General features: G+C 34.8%; 17 protein-coding genes. 13 read left to right on the top strand and 4 right to left on the bottom strand.

The features are described from left to right. Nucleotides 1–2 precede the first annotated feature (2 nt). The 6 genes from NSQ89_RS04925 to NSQ89_RS04950 all read left to right on the top strand — a co-directional run bounded on the left by NSQ89_RS04925 (nt 3) and on the right by NSQ89_RS04950 (nt 6,769). Complete coding sequence (locus NSQ89_RS04925) at nt 3–821, top strand: sugar phosphate isomerase/epimerase family protein (protein ID WP_047941499.1); 819 nt, start codon at nt 3–5, stop codon at nt 819–821. Nucleotides 822–833: 12 nt separating this feature from the next. Beyond that, the gene (locus NSQ89_RS04930) at nt 834–1,604 is read left to right on the top strand and encodes a sugar phosphate isomerase/epimerase family protein (RefSeq protein ID WP_047941500.1); all 771 of its coding nucleotides are present in this window, start codon (nt 834–836) and stop codon (nt 1,602–1,604) included. 322 nt (nt 1,605–1,926) lie between these two features. Continuing rightward, entirely contained in the window at nt 1,927–2,460 is a 534-nt protein-coding gene (locus NSQ89_RS04935) for a cell wall hydrolase (protein ID WP_047941620.1), read from the top strand. 360 nt (nt 2,461–2,820) lie between these two features. Further along, on the top strand, nt 2,821–3,492 hold the full coding sequence (locus NSQ89_RS04940) for an ABC transporter ATP-binding protein (RefSeq protein ID WP_047941501.1): 672 nt from the start codon (nt 2,821–2,823) through the stop codon (nt 3,490–3,492). Next, the gene (locus tag NSQ89_RS04945; protein ID WP_047941502.1) at nt 3,493–5,931 is read left to right on the top strand and encodes an ABC transporter permease; all 2,439 of its coding nucleotides are present in this window, start codon (nt 3,493–3,495) and stop codon (nt 5,929–5,931) included. It begins immediately after the preceding gene. 115 nt (nt 5,932–6,046) lie between these two features. Next, entirely contained in the window at nt 6,047–6,769 is a 723-nt protein-coding gene (locus NSQ89_RS04950) for a hypothetical protein (RefSeq protein ID WP_144544452.1), read from the top strand. A gap of 72 nt (nt 6,770–6,841) precedes the next feature. On the opposite strand, the gene NSQ89_RS04955 is transcribed toward NSQ89_RS04950, so the two are convergent. From NSQ89_RS04955 to NSQ89_RS04965, 3 genes are all read right to left on the bottom strand, one after another. Then, nucleotides 6,842–8,332, bottom strand: a complete 1,491-nt coding sequence (locus NSQ89_RS04955) for a glycine betaine ABC transporter substrate-binding protein (RefSeq protein ID WP_341132324.1) — start codon at nt 8,330–8,332, stop codon at nt 6,842–6,844. Nucleotides 8,333–8,426: 94 nt separating this feature from the next. Next, a complete protein-coding gene (locus NSQ89_RS04960; protein ID WP_341132325.1) occupies nt 8,427–9,542 on the bottom strand; it encodes an ABC transporter ATP-binding protein in 1,116 nt (371 codons plus the stop codon). 341 nt (nt 9,543–9,883) lie between these two features. After that, nucleotides 9,884–11,122, bottom strand: coding sequence for a helix-turn-helix domain-containing protein (locus NSQ89_RS04965; RefSeq protein ID WP_328283121.1), 1,239 nt, complete (start codon nt 11,120–11,122; stop codon nt 9,884–9,886). Nucleotides 11,123–11,328: 206 nt separating this feature from the next. Between NSQ89_RS04965 and NSQ89_RS04970 the strand changes: the two genes are divergently transcribed. From NSQ89_RS04970 to NSQ89_RS05000, 7 genes are all read left to right on the top strand, one after another. Next, a complete protein-coding gene (locus tag NSQ89_RS04970; RefSeq protein ID WP_144581112.1) occupies nt 11,329–12,642 on the top strand; it encodes an ABC transporter substrate-binding protein in 1,314 nt (437 codons plus the stop codon). Nucleotides 12,643–12,735: 93 nt separating this feature from the next. Beyond that, complete coding sequence (locus NSQ89_RS04975) at nt 12,736–13,653, top strand: carbohydrate ABC transporter permease (protein ID WP_341132326.1); 918 nt, start codon at nt 12,736–12,738, stop codon at nt 13,651–13,653. Next, on the top strand, nt 13,653–14,480 hold the full coding sequence (locus NSQ89_RS04980; protein WP_328283120.1) for a carbohydrate ABC transporter permease: 828 nt from the start codon (nt 13,653–13,655) through the stop codon (nt 14,478–14,480). The genes NSQ89_RS04975 and NSQ89_RS04980 overlap by 1 nt, the downstream gene beginning before the upstream one ends. 24 nt (nt 14,481–14,504) lie before the next feature. Then, on the top strand, nt 14,505–16,544 hold the full coding sequence (locus NSQ89_RS04985; protein ID WP_341117543.1) for a beta-galactosidase: 2,040 nt from the start codon (nt 14,505–14,507) through the stop codon (nt 16,542–16,544). Between the two features lie 244 nt (nt 16,545–16,788). Beyond that, complete coding sequence (gene rlmD, locus NSQ89_RS04990; protein WP_445668968.1) at nt 16,789–18,156, top strand: 23S rRNA (uracil(1939)-C(5))-methyltransferase RlmD; 1,368 nt, start codon at nt 16,789–16,791, stop codon at nt 18,154–18,156. 283 nt (nt 18,157–18,439) lie between these two features. After that, nucleotides 18,440–18,973 (top strand): cell wall hydrolase, encoded by a 534-nt coding sequence (locus NSQ89_RS04995; RefSeq protein ID WP_061799735.1) that lies wholly within the window; start codon nt 18,440–18,442, stop codon nt 18,971–18,973. Between the two features lie 192 nt (nt 18,974–19,165). Continuing rightward, on the top strand, nt 19,166–19,717 hold the full coding sequence (locus NSQ89_RS05000) for a hypothetical protein (RefSeq protein ID WP_047941510.1): 552 nt from the start codon (nt 19,166–19,168) through the stop codon (nt 19,715–19,717). A gap of 100 nt (nt 19,718–19,817) precedes the next feature. Here the strand turns inward: NSQ89_RS05000 and NSQ89_RS05005 are convergent, their stop codons facing one another. Further along, entirely contained in the window at nt 19,818–20,585 is a 768-nt protein-coding gene (locus tag NSQ89_RS05005; RefSeq protein WP_047941511.1) for an IclR family transcriptional regulator, read from the bottom strand. Nucleotides 20,586–20,753 lie beyond the last annotated feature (168 nt).

Genomic DNA, 20,753 nt, shown 5'->3' on the forward strand with positions numbered 1-20,753 from the left:
AGATGAAATTAGCTTTTACTACTCTTGGATGTCCTCATTGGAATTTAGAAACAATTATCCAACATGCAGTGGAAAATGGTTATTCAGGCATTGATTTTCGTGGGCTGCTAGGAGAACTTGATCTATATAAGCTTCGTGAATTTTCAACAAACGTAAAAGAAACGGTACGTCTCTTTAAGGAAGCTTCTTTAGAGATTCCGTGTTTTTCCAGTTCAGTCAAATTGGTTACTCAATCACAAGAAGAATATGAGAAGTATGTAGAGGAATTAAGAGAATACGCATTGCTCTGTAAGAAATTCAACACTCCTTATATTCGTGTATTTGGCGGAGCGGTTGGAAAGTGGAAGAGAGAAGAAGCAATGGAAATCGCTGAGAAAAATGTTCATGATTATTTGGCGATTGTAGAGGATATTAATGTCAAACTTCTCCTAGAAACACATGATGATTGGACAGATAGCAGATATGTGAAAGAGCTAGTTCAGCGAGTTTCCTCTGATTATTTGCAAGTATTATGGGATATCCATCATCCCTATCGAACAATTGGCGAAAAGCCTGATGTTACTTGGGAGAATCTTGGGGAATGGGTTGCCTATACCCATTGGAAGGATTCTTATCTAAAAAAGGAAGCAGAAAGAGGCTATCAGCTTTGTCTTTTAGGAGATGGGGATATACCATTACAAGACATATACACTTTATTAAAAAGGAACGGGTATGATGGCTACTATACATTGGAATGGGAAAAAAAGTGGTGTCCTGAATTGGAGGAGCCGGAAATAGCCTTTAAGCAGTTTAGTAAGTATATGAAAAATATTCTTGTGTAAGGGGGAAATCCTATGAGGTTCGGATGCTGTGCTGCTATTGATCAGGCAGAGGCATTGGATAAAGCGGGGTATGATTTTATCGAATGTACGGTTATTTCCTTGATGCCAGAAGAAAAGGAAGAGGTATTTAAAACAATATTAGAAAAATATCAAGCATCACCTTTACCTATTGAAGCTTTTAATATTCTTTTGCCAAGTGACTTAAAAATAGTGGGAGATAAGGTAGATAATCAGCGAGTGAAAGATTATTTAAAATCTGCATTAGAACGTGTTTGCCGAATAGGTGCGGACACAATTGTATTCGGAAGTGGTGGTGCAAGAAGTTTTCCGAAAGGACTGTCGAAAGAAAAGGGCAGAGAACAAATGGCAGCCTTTTTATCGACAATATCGGATATGGCGGACCAATTAAGCTTAACGATTGTAATAGAACCGCTCAACAAAAAAGAATCGAATATTATTAATAGTATTTCAGAAGCTGCTGCATGGTCAAAGGAATTTAATCAAAAATCTTTAAAAATATTGGCTGATTTCTATCATATGGAAGAAGAAAAGGAACCACTTACGAATTTCTATGAATATAGAGATTTTATCCAGCATATCCATGTTGCTGATACGAATAGGCTGGCTCCTGGTACAGGAATGTATCCCTATCCTGAGTTTGTGCGAAACATACATAAAGCAAACTATGATGGCAGAATCTCCATTGAATGTAATTGGCGGAATTTTGCAGAAGAAATTGGACCAGCACTTGATTTTTTAAAAAAGCAGTTTTCTTGTCATTAAATGAGTCTCTAAATTTTTTTTAGTACCTTCTTATTTTTTGTTACAGATAAAAATGGTTTGTAACAATCTTGCCTAAAATTTCCTAAATTTAGATGTTATTTGCTAACTAACTCGATTGGTTAATACTTCCATCATGTTGTAAATCTCTTTTCTAGTAAGCTATCAACCTAGCAATCTTTTGTTTACCACTTTTTGGACGATGAATCGAAATATTACATCTGCTAGCCTAATAGAAGACACCAGAAACAACGACTACTAGGAGGTAAGAGTTTTGAAAAAATTAATAGTAGCCGCTGGATTAGTGCTATCTATTTCAGCATTTATGTTAATCGATAAAGCAGATGCAGCAACGAATCGAACGATTCAGTCTGGGGATACTTATTGGAAAGTGGCTAAGGGCTTTGGGATTCCAATCGGTGATTTAATGAAAGCAAATAATAGCAAAGCCTTAATTACAGGTCAAAATATTATTCTACCAAATGCCACTGTTTCACCAGCCGATAAAGATTTAATGGCGAGATTAGTTCGCGCTGAGGCTGTTGGTGAACCATATGCAGGAAAAGTTGCAGTAGCAGTGGTTGTTTTGAATAGAGTAAAAAGTAATCAATTTCCGAATACTATTCGTGATGTCATCTATGAAAAATCGAATGGATATTATGCTTTTACCCCTGTTCAAAATGGGGAAATTAATAAGGCAGCTGATGCGGAGTCAAAAAGAGCAGTTAATGAAGCAATTGCATTAGATGGAAAAGGAAATGGTTCTCTTTATTTCTTTAATCCAAAAACAGCTACAAGTGACTGGGTTTTCTCACGAGAAGCAACGGTTACTATTGGAAACCATCGTTTTGCTAGATAAATAGTAGATATTTCCTTTTAAAAAACAAAATAACTAAAAGAGCTATCTAAAATCCATACTCTCGGTTTTTAGACTAGCTCTTTTTTAATTCTAAATTATTTCTTTATGGTTGATGTATATTAGCTCTTTTTAAGTATTAGTATTTAATTCATACTAAATTATTGTTTTATTGGTTAATGGTACCAGATTCTTTAACTCTACTACCATATCCTGTATTATCCGATTTGTTAATTTTGATAGTTTAGATATCTTAAATATAGTAAGGAATAATATAAGGGATTTAAGTTATGAATGGGAAGTTTTGGCCGATTATCTAGATTTATTGTAGTATATTTATAGAAAATATTGGAGGTGAACTTTATGGTGGAAAGTTTAAAAGTAGTTAATATGACAAAGAAATATTCAGATGATAGGGAAATTATCAAAATAAAGAATTTTACTGTAGAAAAGGGAACCATTCATGTCATCGAAGGAAAAAGTGGTTCTGGGAAATCGACTTTTTTAAGTATTATAGGTGGATTGGAATTTCCTACAAATGGAAAGGTTTATTATAATAATGAATCATTTTATGATTTGCCTGAGCAAAGACAAGCTGAAATAAGGGGGCATAAATTTGGCTTTGTATTTCAATCCTTTCATTTAATACCAGAATTGACAGTTCGAGAGAATATTGAACTTCCATTGAAACTATTAAAAAAAAGGGAGAAACAATTGAAATATAGTATTGATGAGCTTTCGCAAGAATTAGGAATTCACTTTTATTTAAACAAGCTTCCAACTTTTCTATCAGGTGGGGAGCAGCAAAGAGTGGCTATTGCCAGGGCTTTAATAACTGAACCAGATATATTATTTGCGGATGAACCAACAGGTAATTTAGACCAAATTACAACTAAAAGTATTACTAGCTTATTAACTAAATTTAATAAGGAAAGAGAACTTTCTTTAATTATAGTTACACATGAGAAGAATTTAATTCAAGTTCCTCACTTTTTATATTCCATGAAAAACGGTGTATTAGAGGAGATGAGTTAAGTGTTTACATTAGGATTTAAATTTCTATGTTCTAGAAGAAAGTGGACTATATTGATAGTCCTTGCATTGTGTCTCATTATTTCTTCTGTTCTCTCTATATTTACAGCATCTGAGGCTATTAGAGCTGCTCTAATGGAAAAATCTTATTTGCAATATGGGAAAAATAGTGGAGTTCTGGTTGGTATTGAAAAGTCTAAATCTGAAATAAATAAGGAAGTAAAAAATATAGGCGAATTCCAATTGATTGATTGGATTCCTTTAGAGAATTCCAATTCCGCTACAATTGGATGGATGGATAAGGGAGCTGTAGACTTATCGAAAATTAAAGTAATGGAGGGACGGTTGCCAATTGGAAAAAATGAAGTAGCCATTGAATCCGCATACTTAAAATTATTTAATAGTAGCTGGGCTATTGGAGACATGATAACACTAGATGGTAAAGAAAAGCAATGGAAAGTAAAAATTGTTGGGATTATTTCAAATTATTCCTCGAAAAGGTATATACCTTTTCAATTTCAAAAAGAATTAGCTTTCCCCAATATTTTTATTAGCGAGCAATATAAAGACAAGTCTAGTAAAAGGAATTATCTAATTAACTATGAAGACGGCAAAAATACTACTCTCAAAAAAACAGAAAATTTATTAGCTGAGTATGATGATAAGGGTTTTGTAAATGAAAAGCTATTTTTGGAAGGCCTAAGAGATTATGATACTATTCGTAATATTTCAATCTTTTATCAAACGGTTATTCTTTTCATTTCGATATTTTCTATAAGCAGTTTATTTGCTTATTTTAATAAATCGCAACGGAGAAAAATTGGGGTATTAAAGGCACTTGGAATAAAAAGAATGCAGCTGTATTTTTTTTACTTTTCTCAAACATTTATTCTTTTCTTTTCTGGTTTGATTTTAGCAGTTCCCCTAAATTATGTTTTTAAATTCCTAATAATAAATAAGAGTTTTAAAGAAGGTATAAGTACATATCAAAATCAGACTTATACTTTTAGTATATGTTGGATTCTCTTTCTTTTTTTCATGGTTTTATTTCTATCTTTTTGGGAGATATTTCGTTCTAGAAATCTATCTATAAAAATGTTAATTAATGGAGTAGAAAAAATACCGATTGTGAATATACTAATTAATAAAAATATAAAAAGATTTGAGATAAAACAGTTAACAAGACAATTATTTTTGTTTCCTAAACAATTTATTTTAACTGTAGCAATGATAAGTTTGTCTATACTTATTTTATTGTTTTCTGTCATTTTTCAAAAAGAGACGGAAGGTATATGGGATATAGATGAATATTATTATTTAAATTCCCAGGAGGTTTACGGATTTGACACGCAAGATAATCTGCCTATCCTTTTAAGGAAGGGGTTAACTTTTTCAGAACAACAAGTTACGAATCTAAAGATTCTGCCTGGTGTTCAATATGTTGAGAAGAATCCTTTTATGGTAGATGTAATTCCATTAATCACATCACAGCAAAAAACAAAAGATATTACTCAATGGTTGGATAATCAGGGAGAAATAATCACTTATAATCAAAAATGGATTGTGCCAAATGTTAAATATGAAATTATTGATAAAGAGGAATTTTCACAACTTTTCCCAGAGGATGATTATAAAGCATTTCGAGGCAAAATCATGATCTTTGTTCCTAATAAGGATGGTAGAAAAGATGCAAATTTAAATAATCTGAAAGGAGAAACAATCGAATTCATTAAACAGGAAAAGCATGAAGGGAAATTGCAGAAAATAAAAGAACAGTTCGAAGTATATAGTGTTAACAATGAAACATATGTAAAACAAATTAATAACAAAAACAAAATAAGTTATGATGGTTTTACTATTATTTTTGATAAAGATACAATGCAGAATTCTAAACTCTTCAACGGTTATATGGAACTCGGAATATTTCTTGATACTAATATTACAGAAAATGAATTAAAGAAGATTGATGATTATGTTAATCAGATGATTGCTACTGTACCTGGTAGTTTGTTACAGAACATACCAGAATTTATCCAAAATGATACAAAGATAACTTCGTTGTTAGGTTTCCTTGCAAAATTTTCTTTCATAATTACTTTTCTTCTTACAGTTACTAGTATGTTTATAATCGTATTTAGTAAATACCAACTCCAAAAAAAGGAGTGGGGGATTTATCTGTCTTTAGGAATGTCAAAAAGAAAATTATATTATTTTCTGACATCAGAAATGGTAGTTTATTGTTTAATTGCTGCTTTAATGAGTTTTATTATTATATTTTTGTATTTAATGGGCGCAGTTTTAACCTTTCCTCTCTCTTACTATTTATATTATTATCTTCTCGTTATTATATATATGTCGCTTCTATTAATAGTTGGAAGTTTTATTATTTATAAAATAGTCATAAATCAAACAGTGTATAATATGTTAAGGGAAGTAGAATAAGTAAATTTTTAGTTGCTTTTAAACAGTCCATACAATTATAAACAAAAATCTAGTCGTATATTATAATAAGAGAATGTAGACAGAATCTGTATTTTAGTGGAAAGAGGGGGGAAGAGTGAATAAGAATTTATGGGCTGGATTTATTCTGGGGATTGCAGTGACCATTGGCATCGGATTAGCAATTATCTTTATTGGGGATTATTCTGTTCAAAAGGAAACGAAAACAGGATCTCAATCAATTACAGAGGAGGGGAATAGTAAAGAGGAAAAGTCTAGCAAAATAGACGGAAATAACGAGAGTGAAGGAATATCCTACAGTATCGAACCATATGTTTTGCTATTAAAAAAGGAGGATGGATCTATAGAATCATTTAATCATGATAGTGCATCAAGCGAAATGAAGCCTGTTGATTATTCACCTACTCGAAAAAAAGTTTTGTTAACTCCACAATATGGGTGGGAGGCAGGTGGGGCGCTCTATGTTTATTCGAAAGAAGATGGATTAAAAGAAATAATCAATGTGAACGCTACCTCTGGTGAACAAGAATATCCAAGTGGAGCTGTTTGGCTAGATGAGCGATATATACTTTATATGAATAGTAATTTGTATGGAACGATTCCTAGTGGAGAATTAAAAATCTATGATACGGAAACTAAACGGCAGCTGCCACTTGACCTATTTAAAGGTGATGCGGCAACGCACCTTGCTCGATTAACTAGTATGGGAAAAACGTATATAGTTATTGGAGGAATACAGTTCACAGATGATATGTTAAATGATACGAAAGCATATGTGGAGCAGCATGATTTAGAAGAAATTCTTAAATTGGTAGAATGATAGATAGTTTGAATTGAAAGACCACAAAGGGGTTATAGAAAATCTATAACCCCAACATATCAGCCTTATAAACTAATCAATAAGCCCTTCTTCTTTCAAAAATTCGACCGCAACATCTTCATATTGCTCTTTATCAATATCTACTTTTGCATTTAATTCTTGCATTTTTTCATTATCAATTTTTCCGACAAGCATGCTTAATACTTCTTCTAATTCTGGATATTTCTCTAATGTTTCCGCTCTAATTACTGGTGTTGCATAGTATGGCGGGAAGAAGTTCTGATCATCTTCTAGAACTTGTAAATCAAATGCTGGGATACGGCCGTCTGTTGAAAAGGCGTCAATAACATCGACATCACCGTTTTTAATCGCACTGTACATAATACCAGAGTCCATCGCTTGCGTATTTTTAAATTGTATTCCATAGGTATCGATAAGACCTGGATAGCCATCTTCTCTTTCTAAGAATTCCGGTTCAGATCCTAAGGTTAGGTCCGGTGCGATCTTTTTTAAGTCTGAAATAGTCTTTATTTGGTACTTTTCCGCATCTTCTTTGCGCATGGTTAATGTGTATGTGTTGTTAAATCCAAATGGCTCTAGCCAAACTAAATTATAGTCTTCTTTAAATCTTTTTTTCACTATTTCATAGGCTTCGTCAGGATCACTAACCATATCTTCCTTTAAGATACTTAATAATCCAGTACCTGTATATTCCATATACATATCATAATTTCCGGTATTAACCCCCTCAAAGGCTGGGGCGGTTCCGCCAAGGAAAGATTCATAGTTTACTTTTAAGTCTGTGTGCTCTTCAATGAGATGCCCCATGATGTACACCATAATTTCTTGTTCTGTGAAATTTTTTCCAGTAATAGTGATGCTATCCTTTCCGCTTTTTCCACTGCTGAAATTGGCAATCACAGTCGAAAGTGGAAGGATTACGATTAAACCTGCAACAATCCAGATTCGTATTTTGCTTTTTTTCACTTTTTTATTTTGAAGACCTTGAGGGGTCACATCTGTTTCTAATAGTTTTAATAAGTAATCAAATATAATCGCCAAAAGGGCAGATGGGATTGCTCCAGCAAGGATAAGGCCAGTATTATAGGTTTGTAAACCACGGAAGATCAAATCTCCCAGTCCGCCTGCGCCGATTAATCCAGCGATTGTTGCCACCCCGATTATTAATACTGTTGCAGTCCGAATTCCTCCCATAATAACGCTTAAGGATAGTGGCAATTCAACCATCCATAACACTTGGCGATTGGTCATACCCATCCCTACGCCAGCTTCGATTGCAGATTTTTCTACTCCGACAATTCCTAGATATGTATTGCGCAAAATAGGTAATAGACCATAAACAGTTAAAGCAATAATGGCTGGAAGTTTCCCAGTACCGATGAATGGTACTAGAAATACTAGTAATGCCAAACTTGGTATGGTTTGAAATACGCCGGCTACTCCAATGATGGAGTCTGCGATTTTTCTGTGGCGAGTTAAATAGATTCCTAGTGGAACGGAAATCACGATTGCAATGGCAATAGAGATAAGAGAAAGATACATATGCTCTAAAATTAAATTCCATATTGTCGGCCAACGGTTGATGAAGACATCTATTGTGTCTGTGATTATATTAGGAATGGCTCATCCCTCCTTTTTATTCTCCAATTTGGTCAGCAATATATTCCACAAGACCTGCACGGTTGACAATACCAATAATTTTAGAATGCTGGTCAATTACTGGAATAAAGCCATATTGGGATTCACTAACAAGTTGAAAAGCTTTTTCAGTTGCTTCTTCAAGATGAAGCGTTTTTATATTCGTATCCATTATATCTTGCAAGGTTAATTCTTCTTCTCTATATCGTTTTTGTACCTCCCACACATTCGCTATTCCGAGAAAGGTATTAGATTTGTCGACGACCACTAGACTATCCACACGCTTTCTTCTCATTAATTTTAATGATTCTGCAAGACCGCGAGACTCACCGGCTGTTACAGGAGGAACCATTAATTTTGCTAATTTAGGTAAAGAAATATTTTCTTGCAAACGATCTTCTCCAATAAAATTGCGGACAAATTCATTTGCTGGGTGACGTAATATATTTTCTGGCCGATCTAATTGCACAATTTCTCCGTCTTGCATAATACAAATTCGATCCGCTATTTTAAGGGCTTCATCCATATCATGTGTAACAAAGACAATTGTTTTTTTGATATCCTGCTGCAAGCGGACTAATTCATCTTGCAATTGTTCGCGGCTGAGAGGGTCTAAGGCACTGAACGGTTCATCCATCAAAATTATTTTCGGCTCTGCCGCAAGGGCTCTAATAACCCCAATCCTTTGCTGCTGTCCACCGCTTAATTCAGAAGGGTAACGATCACCAAATGTATCAGGATCTAACCCGACCATTTTCATTAAATCATTAATTTTGTCTAAATATTGTTCTTTTTTCCATTTTTGGAGTCGAGGAACGAGCGATACGTTTTCTTTAATTGTCATATGGGGTAACAAACCTATTTGCTGAATGACGTAGCCAATAGTTCTGCGGAGTTTTACAGGATCCTCTGTAGAAATATCCTTTCCTTCGATCGTAATGGAACCACTAGATGGTTCTATAAGTCGATTGATCATTCTCATCGTAGTTGTCTTACCAGAACCACTTGGGCCAATTAGAACAAGTAATTCTCCTTCTTTTACCTCGAAGGTAATATTCTTTAGCGCTTTAAATCCATCTTGAAACGTTTTGGTTACTTCTTTAAATTGAATCAATTTCTACGAACACCTCCAGACCTTTCTTTAAAACTAATTACCCGTTTTTGCTAACTAACTAACCACCTTTTTATAAACTATTTATGAAAGACATTTACTATTATTATATCATTATTTTTAGAAAAAAAAGACCGAAAAGGAATGATTAAGGGAATAATAATTAGAATTTTCAATCAAATAACATAGGGGATAATAATAATGTAATTAAATTTTGGAGAATCTTAGATTGAATATCTTACAAGCTATTCGTTACCAATATTTATTTATAAGAAATATTTAATACGGACAGGGGTTATCCTAACACAAGTAAATAACTATTGGATAAGCCCTAATTCTATTCTCTATAAAAAATTAACCGTATTCTTTCTAAATTGTTTAGGAGTAATTCCGGTATACTTTTTAAATACTTTCGTGAAATAGCTTTGATCGGTAAAATTTAAAAGGGCATGAATATCAGATAAGGAATGTTCTGCAAAAGTCATCAGTTTTTTTGCTTCCTCAATTTTCATTTGCTGTATGTATTCACTAATAGGAATTCCCACTTCTTTTTTAAATAAATTGGATAGATATTTGGGGCTGATAGATAAATGCTCTGCAATGGACTGTAAGGTTAATGGTTCATAGATATGCTTGTAAATATAGTTTCTGCATTGAAAAATAGGTCGCGAATAATTTTCCCTATTTGTTTTAGCTACTTTATCTGCAAATTCATACAAGATATTTTCTGTGAAGAAATGAATGTCCTTTAAATCTTGTAATTCCTCTAAGTCTTGAATGTAGCGGTCTCCTAAAGAATAGGCGATTTCAGGATGAAGACCGCCTGTAATGGCCGCACGGGTTGCAAGGGTAATGGTTGCAATAGTTAAATTTTTTTGATTTCTTACTTCATTTTTTTTAGAAAGCTTTCCAAAATGAAAGGAAGTGCTTTCTTTAAAGGCTTTCCAATATGCAAGCAGATTTTCTTTTTGTCCATCTATAATAAATTGATAGAGTTTTTTCTCCGCAATAGGATCATGATGAAAGGAGGAATTTTGGTGTGTTTCTAATATGTATTTATTTGCAGTCTTTTCATCATTTAAATGATTGGGCAATTGCATTTTTGGAAAGGTAATGTCTTTGTCATAAATCTTGTTATTGTATAAAAAATAGATAAGTTTGCAGATTTGTCCTAATTTCGCAATGCTTATGACGGGAAGAGAATAATAATAGTCGCTTAAAGCATCTTCCAAACCACTTTGGCGATAGGCAGTGATCAAGTTATCTATCAGCAGTCTACTTGGCCGTTTAGATAAAACGGGGCCTAAAATAATGGTACCTAAGTTGGTAATTGGAATGATGGATACGTTTTCATAAAAAGGTGTACCTATTATGGCGGGAGATAGAGAATTCTTTCCATTACTAGGAATGACCTGTCTGTAAAAGGATTGTTTAGAAGGATAAAGAGGATTAATTAGTTCGTTCGCTGTTTTTTCTGCCATTATAGTTCCTTCATTATTAAGTAAAGTAATTGAGATATTTAATATATCTGTCATTAAATTACATATATACTCCAAATTCTTCATATTTAGACGATTTCCCACTAGATTCTCCTCCATTAAATTGAAAGTTGTCAAAATTTAGAGAGTGATACGGTAGTTAAAATACCAAAATAATAGAAATTATACCATAACCATCTTTGATATCAGTATATACTTGGACTACTTAGGTAAGCGCTTTCTATTCATTTTGTTTCCTTTTTAGATTTATAGAAAGCAGAAAAAATCTCTATCAAAAGGAGTGGAACTTTATGAGGAAAATCTATGGTTTTGTTTTATTATTTCTACTTACGATTGTGTTGGGGGCATGCAGCAATAGCTCCTCAACGAGTACAGAAGATCTAACTATTCCGGATAATCCAGAGGATATAAAAGGAGATGTCACCGTCTGGGCCTGGGCATTGGAAGCAAATTATTTAGAAAAGGATGTACTTCCTGCTTTTAATAAGAAATATCCTAATGTAAACGTGAAGATTGAGCATATTGGTGTTGATCAAGTATACCAAAAGGTTAGTGCGGGTCTTTCATCAGGTGGAAGCGGATTACCAGATGTAGTACAGGTAGAAAATAATCGTATTCATTCATTTACAGATGATTTTCCAGATGCATTTACGAATTTAAGTTCACTTGGCTTTGATAAACATGAAAATGAATTTTCTAAGTCGAAAATAGATGGGTTAAAGGATAAGGATGGAAATATTATTGCAGCACCAAGAGACTTAGGACCAGTGGGTGTTATCTATCGGACAGATATTTTTGAGGAGGCAGGAGTTGACCCAGCGACTATTAAAACATGGGATGACTATATCGAAGCGGGGAAAAAGGTTGTTGCTCATACGGGGAAGGCATTTCTTGGAACAGATGGAGATGGATTGCTTAGAATTATGCTGCAGCAGCAAGGGAGCTATTACTTTACAGAGGATGATAAATTAGATCTTACTTCAGACGCAGCCAAAAAGGCCATTGATATTTTGCAAAAAATGAAGGATGCAGAATTAATTATCTATACAAATAACTGGGATGGCCAAGTAGCAGCAATGAAAAATGGAGAGGTCGCAACACAGCCTGGTGCTGTCTGGTGGAGTGGAACGATGATTGAACAAATGCCTGAGCTGTCAGGTAAATGGGGCATGTTCCAACTGCCTGCTTTTGAAGAAGGGGGAGGGAGAGCTTCTAATGATGGAGGATCTGCCTTAGCGATTCCAAGTAAATCGGATAATAAAGTAGCAGCATATGTGTTTGCTGAATTTGCATCAACAGATGTAGAATCACAAATTAAGGCACTTACGAATAGAGGATTATTCCCAGCGTTATTAGCAGCATATGAAGAGCCGGTTTTCAGTGAAGAACAAGAATACTTTAATAATCAAACATTCTTTAAAGATTTTGCTGATACAGTAACAGATATTCCATCTGTTAATCACAGCAGTGCAGAGTTAGAACTCAGATCCATTATGACAAGTCAAATGGAAGCATTTTTACTTGAGAATAAACCAGCAGCACAAATATTGGAGGATGGAAAGAAACAAGCTGAGCAGCAAACTGGATTGGAATCGAGCAATTAAAAACCATTTTTGCTAAAGGAGTAGAGGCTGACTTTTGAGAATAGCATTTGAACCTATTTTTGAATGCAGCCTCTAAAAAGGAGGGGGAGAAGAATGTCGGATAATAAAATGCTAGAAACAGGAACAAATTCATTAACTATAAAAAAGAAAAAACAATTTATCACGCCTAAGACCGTTCCTTATCTATTTGTTGGTCCTGCCTTGCTATTGTTTATTGCTTTTACGGTTTATCCTATAATTGCTTCTTTTCTATTAAGCTTTCAAACAAAGGTTGCAGGTGTTTATACTTTTTCTGGGCTTGCAAACTATACGCGGCTTTTCAATGATCCGCTCTTTTACAAAGCGCTTGGCAATACATTTATTATTTTGCTAGTGCAGGTTCCGATTATGTTATTCCTAGCCGTCTTATTAGCGAGTGTATTGAATTCTAGTTTATTAAGAATGAAAGGTTTTTACCGGGTCGCTTTTTTTACTCCTGCTGTTACTTCATTAGTCGCAGCCTCTATTATTTTTGTATTGCTGCTAAATACAGACTACGGTTTAATTAATTACTTATTCACTTCGATCGGCCTTGAGAAGGTTCACTGGCTGACAGATCCTTTCTGGGCGAAGGTCTCCCTTATTCTAGTAACAACTTGGAGATGGACTGGCTATAACATGGTTATCTTATTAGCTGGTTTGCAAAACATCCCGAATAGTTTGTATGAAGCAGCTAGTATAGATGGTGCCAGTACAATCAAGAAATTCTTTTATATCACGATTCCACAGCTTAAGCCCGTTCTGTTATTTACTTTTGTAATGTCAACAATTGGCTCCTTCCAATTATTTGATGAGCCGTACAATTTAACAAATGGCGGTCCAAATAATGCGACAATAACGATTACTTACTATCTTTATAATCAGGGCTTCAGTTTCTTTAATTTTGGTTATGCATCAGCCATTGCTTATGTAATTGTGCTCTTTATCGCGGTTCTATCATGGATTCAATTTAAGGTGGTGAGGAATGACTGATGGCAAAACAGAAACGTATTCAAAAAATATTTATGCATCTTTTTTTACTTATTGGTGTTGTCATTTCGATTGGTCCATTTTATTGGATGCTTGTAGGGGCAACAAATCCTTCAGGCGATGTGCTGGCCTTTCCTCCAAAATTGATCCCTGGTGATTATTTGCTGGAGAACCTACGAAATTTAAGCAATTCTATCGATATTGTCAAAGCAGTAACTAATTCATCTATCATTGCCATTGTTTTTGTCGTAGTAAGTTTATTCATTTGCTCTGCAGCAGGCTATGCTTTTGCGAAATTTAAATTTAAGGGGAGCAATCTGATTTTTGCATCCTTTTTATTGGCGATGATGATCCCCTATCAAGCTACGATTATTCCACTATTTCAAATTTTTGGATCGATAGACTGGATTAATACGTATCAAGCGATTATATTGCCGCAAATATGCTATCCCTTTGCTATCTTTTTGATTAGGCAAAATATGCAGGGAATACCAGATTCCTTAATAGAAGCAGCAAGAATAGATGGAGCTGGAGAATTCTTTATCTTTTTCAAAGTTGCTTTACCAACAATGAAGCCTGCTTTAGCGGCTGTTGGGATATTCCTTTTTACCCATCAATGGAATAATTTTATGTGGCCATTAATAGTGATGACAACACAGGAAAATTATACTTTACCAGTGGCTTTGTCCACTTTAGCTGGTCTTAATTCCATTGATTATGGACAATTGATGTTAGGGACAGCTATTTCGGTAATCCCAGTAATGGTCGTCTTTCTTATCCTGCAAAAACACTTTATTTCCGGTATTTTAGGTGGTTCGATAAAAGAATAAAGAATATAGATAGGAGTGCAAATAATGACGAAAAAATGGACGGCGGAAAAATTAACACTAGGTGTTTGCTATTATCCAGAACACTGGTCAGAGGAACTGTGGGAAAATGATTTTCGAAGAATGAAGGAGGCAGGATTTACCTATGTTCGCATGGGGGAATTTGCCTGGACGATTTTTGAGCCAGAAGAAGGAGTATATTCTTTTGCTTTATTCGATCGGGCGATTGAAAAGGCCCATAAATTAGGACTGAAAACAGTGCTCGGAACTCCAACGGCAACACCGCCAGCATGGCTCACCCATAAATATCCCGATGTATTGAATGTATCTCAATCTGGTATAGCTTACCAGCATGGCGCTCGTAGACATTATAACTACAATTCGGAAAACTACCGGAGACTAAGTTCGGCTATTGTGACAGAAATGGCAAAACATTATAGCTATAATCCAGGGGTTGTCGGCTGGCAGATTGATAATGAACTAAATTGTGAAATAGATGTTTTTTATTCCGAGGCCGATCATTTTGCTTTTAGAAAATGGGCAAAGGAAAAGTATCAAACGCTAGATCAATTAAATGAGGCATGGGGAACCGTTTTTTGGAATCAGACATATACCAGCTGGGACCAAGTCTATTTAACTCGTACAACGGTTCCCAATTCTCCGAATCCCCATCATATGTTAGATGAAAAGAGGTTCATTTCTGATAGTGCTATTTCTTATGCAAAAATGCAAGCAGACATTATTCGGAAATATACAAGCAATCAGTGGGTTACCACAAATGGGATGTTTAAGCATCTCGATAATCATAAGCTGACGAATGAAGTGCTAGACTTCTATGCTTATGATTCCTATCCTAATTTCGGCAGAGTCTTAGAAGATAAGAGCGATAAGCCTTTACGAGACCGGAAATGGAGCTGGAACTTAAGTGTCGTCCGCAGCATTTCCCCTAATTTTGCTATTTTTGAACAGCAGTCTGGTCCAGGCGGATGGGTAACACGACTAGAACAGCCGTCGCCTAATCCAGGACAGCTTCGACTTTGGACCTATCAATCGATTGCACATGGTGCAGATTTAGTTATGTATTTCCGCTGGAGAACAGCAACGAAAGGAACAGAAATTTATTGGCATGGCATTAATGACTATCATAATCTGCCTAACCGCCGTATAAAAGAAGTAGAGCAAGTAAGCAAGGAGATTCAACTAATAGGAGAGAAGATAGCAGGAGCGACTTATCAGGCAGAGATAGCGATCGTCACTAATTATGATAATGAGTGGGATGCGGAATTTGATAAGTGGTCTGGACCTTTTGCTTCCCTTAGCATAGAGGCATGGTTTAAAGCGCTGCAGTATAACCATGTACCTGTAGATGCCTATAATCTAAATAGAAACTCTAATCTAGAAGAGTTGAAAAAATATAAAGTACTGGTGTATCCTCATGCAGCGATTGTATCAGAACAAACAGCGAATTTGCTGGAAAGGTATGTAAAGCAAGGCGGCAAATTAATACTAGGCTGCCGAACTGGATATAAGGATGAAACAGGTCAAGTCTATATGAAAGCATTCCCAGGTTATCTAGCAGCTCTTACGGGAATATCGGTAGAGGATTTTACAAGGGAAGCGCCGTTTGAAACTACTCCAATCGTAATCTACAAAGATAAAACAGAGATTAAGACTAGAGGATTTTATGAGACTTTGAAAGTCGAATCAAAAGATACGGAAGTAATAGGGAGGTTTTCTGACTGTTATTTTGAAGGAAAGCCCGGCCTGGTTAAGCACCAATTTGGAGAGGGAGCTTGTTATTATTTTGGAGGCGTTTTCACTATCGAGCTTGCTGAAAATTTACTCGAAGAAATACAAATTAATAATTATAATAATAAGTTTGATTTACCTGAAAGTGTAGAGTTGTCCATACGCAAGAAAGAAGGAAAAGCATATGTTTTCTTATTAAATTATTCCCATGAGATGCAGGAACTGGAGGTAAAGGAGGAAATGACCAATATTTTAACAGGAGAGAAGATACATCAGAAGATACAATTAAAGGGTTATGATGTGCTTGTGTTAGAGTAGAATATCAAGGGATAAATAGGTTTAAGGAGGGACGTTGTAAATAAAGCAACGTCCCTTTTAAATTGCTAATATCTGCAAAATAAAAATTATTATTTTCATATTGTATGATTGTCCTTTATACTAGGGAAGTATGTTAAAAATAGAGTAGCTAGATCCCTCAAAGAAATGATTCTTTTCAAATAAATTAAGCTAGTGAATTTTTGTAAGGAGGAAATGTCGTTTGACCACTATTGAAAAAGAAACAATGATTGTTGAAATTAAGAATGTTGATGAAAAAGGTGCTGGACAGGCAGTTGTTTGGCGTGAAAATGAATTAGGAAACAAAAAAAAATTAAAACTAACAATTCCGCAAACTTTACCAGGTGAAAAGGTAAAGGTAACAGTTGATCAGCCTCACAGAAGACATCGAAAAGCGATGCCAGAAGAAATCTTAGCTGCACATGCGGAAAGAATTGGACCAGCTTGTCCACATTTTGAAAAATGCGGCGGATGTGTTTGGCAGCATTGGGATTATAATGGGCAATTACAACAAAAAACCAATCATGTAAAACGGGTGATTGAAGAACAAGGATTTGATCCGAGCTTAGTAAAAGATACTATCGGCATGGATGAGCCATGGAGATACCGTAATAAAATGGAATTTACCTTTGCTGCGGATGGTTCTCTTGGTCTGCATGAGCAAGGGAATTTCAGAAAAATTATTTCCTTAGAAACTTGCCTGATTGCTGGAAAAGAAATGGTGGAAGCAGCACTTGAAATAGCCAATTGGGTACAGGAACATGCATTAAAAGGTTATAATAAAGATACACATGAAGGACTTCTTCGTCATTTAATGGTGAGACAGTCTTTTGCTACAGGGGAAATGATGTTGGCGCTATTTGCGACAGAAGCTCCAGATGGTTCTTTGAAAGATGCAGTGGATACAGTAGTTGCTCGTATTACCGAAAAGTTCCCGCAAGTTAAAAGCTTTATGTGGCTAGAGAATACCGATTGGGCAGATCGTACGCAATCAGAAAAAAGCCATACATTAGCTGGCAGGGATTTTATTTACGATGAAATGGATGGATATCGATTCCGCGTGTGGTTTGATACTTTCTTCCAAACGAATCCAACACAAGCACAAAAATTAGTCGATTTAGCAGTAGAAATGGCAGAACCAAAAAAATCAGAAAATATGATTGATCTATTCTGTGGCGTCGGAACATTCTCTCTTCCATTTGCGAGCAGGGTTGGCAAGCTTGTAGGCATTGAAATTGTCGAAAGCTCGATTGAATCAGCTAAACGAAATGCAGGAGATAATGGTATTGATAATACTACTTTCCTAGCACAAGATGCCCGAACTGGACTAGCACAAGTATTGGAAACATTTGGCAGACCTGAGTTATTGCTGTTAGATCCTCCTCGCTCGGGTGCAGGTGGAAAGGTAATGAGACGTATCGGACGTTCTCAACCAGAAAGAATTGTATATGTATCATGTAATCCGGATACCTTTGCTACTGATATTAAGCAGCTGGAGCCATTTGGATACACGTTGAAAGTGGTTCAGCCAGTGGACTTATTCCCGCATACGGTCCACGTCGAATGCTGTGCATTATTAGTAAGAAATAATTAACATTTGGGAAGCTGATTTCAGATTTTTTCTGCTATCAGCTTTTTTATTGTTATAGATAGAAAATGGGGTTGTATTAGTATTGTAGAATCTCCATTTTAAAAAAAATTATCCCCTATGTAGGGGAAATATGAGCAATTGGAGAAAGAGGAATTGTAAATATTTAGTTATTTCTCCCAAATACCCCGGCAAATATTACAGTTCTTCCAACAATTATGCAATGAGTTTTGTTTCCAAACCTGTTAGCCTTGTATATGGGCCTGTTAAAACAGGAGGTATACAAAAAATGAAACAGTTATTATTTATTGCAATTATATTCACTTTTATTAGTGGTTCTTATATATATATACCATCTATTGCAAATGCAGAAACAATTAGTAAGGAAGAAACAACAACTGTAGCGACAAGAAAATTTGCTGTTGATAAAAAAGAAAATGTAAAAGCTTCTGATGAATCAGCAGACATAACAAATAATGAAAAAAAATTACTGGCCCGTCTTGTTCATGCAGAAGCGAAGGGTGAGCCGTTTGCCGGTAAAGTAGCAGTAGCTGATGTAGTACTAAATCGTCTAGATGATAAGCAGTTTCCTGATACAGTAGAGTCTGTCATCTATGAGAAAAATGCTTTTCAGCCTGTTCAGAACGGTTCCATCGATAAAGCAGCGGATAAAGAGTCCATGGAAGCAGTAGAAGAAGCATTAAATAATGGTAAGGAGAATAAAGAGCTTCTTTACTTCTATAATCCAGATACAGCAACAAGTGATTGGATTTTTACAAGAAAAGTTATTAAGCATATAGGAAATCATGCATTTTCTATTTAATAAGTATTAATTAGTTAATTATTTTGCCATTATTTCATATATTTGTAGTAGTAGCTGGGGAGATTTTTGAATAGAATTTCTCCTTTTTTTATTTAAAATTCTTTATTAATTATAGCTAATACGCGAAAAAGGAAAATATTTGAAACTTTTTTAAATACTATTCGTATAGTTTTTTATTGAGGAGGTGATGTGGTGAAGAAAAGTAATCATCGTATATTCATAATCGCATTATTTCCTTTTCTTCTTATTTTATTAGTTGGATGTACTGAGAAAACAGTTAAGGACACAGATCCATACATACAACCAGTAGAAGCAGTTTTACAAAATGCTTTAAATGGCCCGAAGGATGAGTTAATAGAAATATGGAACAAACAAAAGGAAAGCAAAGTAAATGGAGAAGAAAAGCAGGCTGCTCTAGGAGAATATGAAGAAGCAGTCTTTAAAGATTATTTTTCTAATCAAAAATCCTATAATGATTTCATTACAAGATATGGAACGAACCTAATGATGGAGCCGTATAAAAAGGATTATAGTCTTAAGGTGAAAAATATTGAATTCGAAAGAACAGATTCGAAAGGAAAGATTTATAACTTTTCAATATCATTAGCATATCATAAAAAGGGCATGGATGAGCCAAAAGTAAAACAAGTAACTGGGCAAGCGAATGTAAATGCTGATTATAAAATTGAAAGAATGTTAATCCGTGTAAATGATTTATGGGGATCATTTGATAAGAGAAAGTAAAAGCTGCTATGTTAATGAAGAAGTGGATGAAGATAGCGTTAGAAAAAGAGATGTAATTATTCGGGTGAAATGATAAGAGACAGGCAAAAATGCCTGTCTCTTATTTCATTGTAATTCCATATCGCATTTTTTCCGATAATTCTTTTCCCGTTGTTTTCAATAGCTGTAAATAGTCATTAAGGAGATCATCGCTTACTGTAGAAACTAATGTTGAGATGCTAAGCGCTGCTAGTATTTGTCCATGTTGATTTAGAATTGGTACCGCGATACAGCGGACACCTAGTTCATTTTCTTGATTATCCACAGCATACTCGTTATAACGCACCTTTTCTAATTCCATAAGGAAATCTTCTTTCTTGGTAATAGTCCGGTTTGTTGCTTGTGTAAACAGATAGTTATCTAGTAGTGAATGAATTATATCTGGAGGTTGATACGATAACAATAATTTTCCGATTGCTGTACAATGGAGGGGAATTCTTCTCCCAATCCGAGAGTACCGAATAACAGAATTAGCCCCTTCTTCCTTGTCAATGTATACACCTGCATTCCCATCAAGAATACCTAGATGGCAAGTTTGGCCCGTCTTTAGTGCTAACTCAACGAGATATTTATTAGCTATTTGCCTGATGTTTAAAGTATTGATAACTAAATTCCCTCTTTCAACGAGCTTTAAGCCTAATCGATATTTTCCATTTTCAGAATTTTGATCAATATAGCGAGATTGCTGCAAAGTCTTTAATAAAGAATGTACTGTACTTTTATGAAGCCCCATTTGTTCGCTGATTTCCGTAATCTTTAATTCTACGGTGTGATCGTTAAATAAATCTAATATTTGAAGTGCACGTTCAACAGATTGAATGATTGGCATAATATCTTCTCCATTTTTGCTTTATAATATCTAACTATTTCCTAGGATAACAAACATTATAGTGTACTTTTACATTAATACAGCCATTTCAAAATAGCAATCTCTATTTGTAAATTAGAAAATATTCAAAATTAACAAAATGTAAGTGTTTACTTTTAAGGGCTGTAT

Source organism: Niallia sp. FSL R7-0648 (assembly GCF_038007005.1).
GTDB classification, from domain to species: Bacteria; Bacillota; Bacilli; order Bacillales; family Cytobacillaceae; genus Niallia; species Niallia circulans.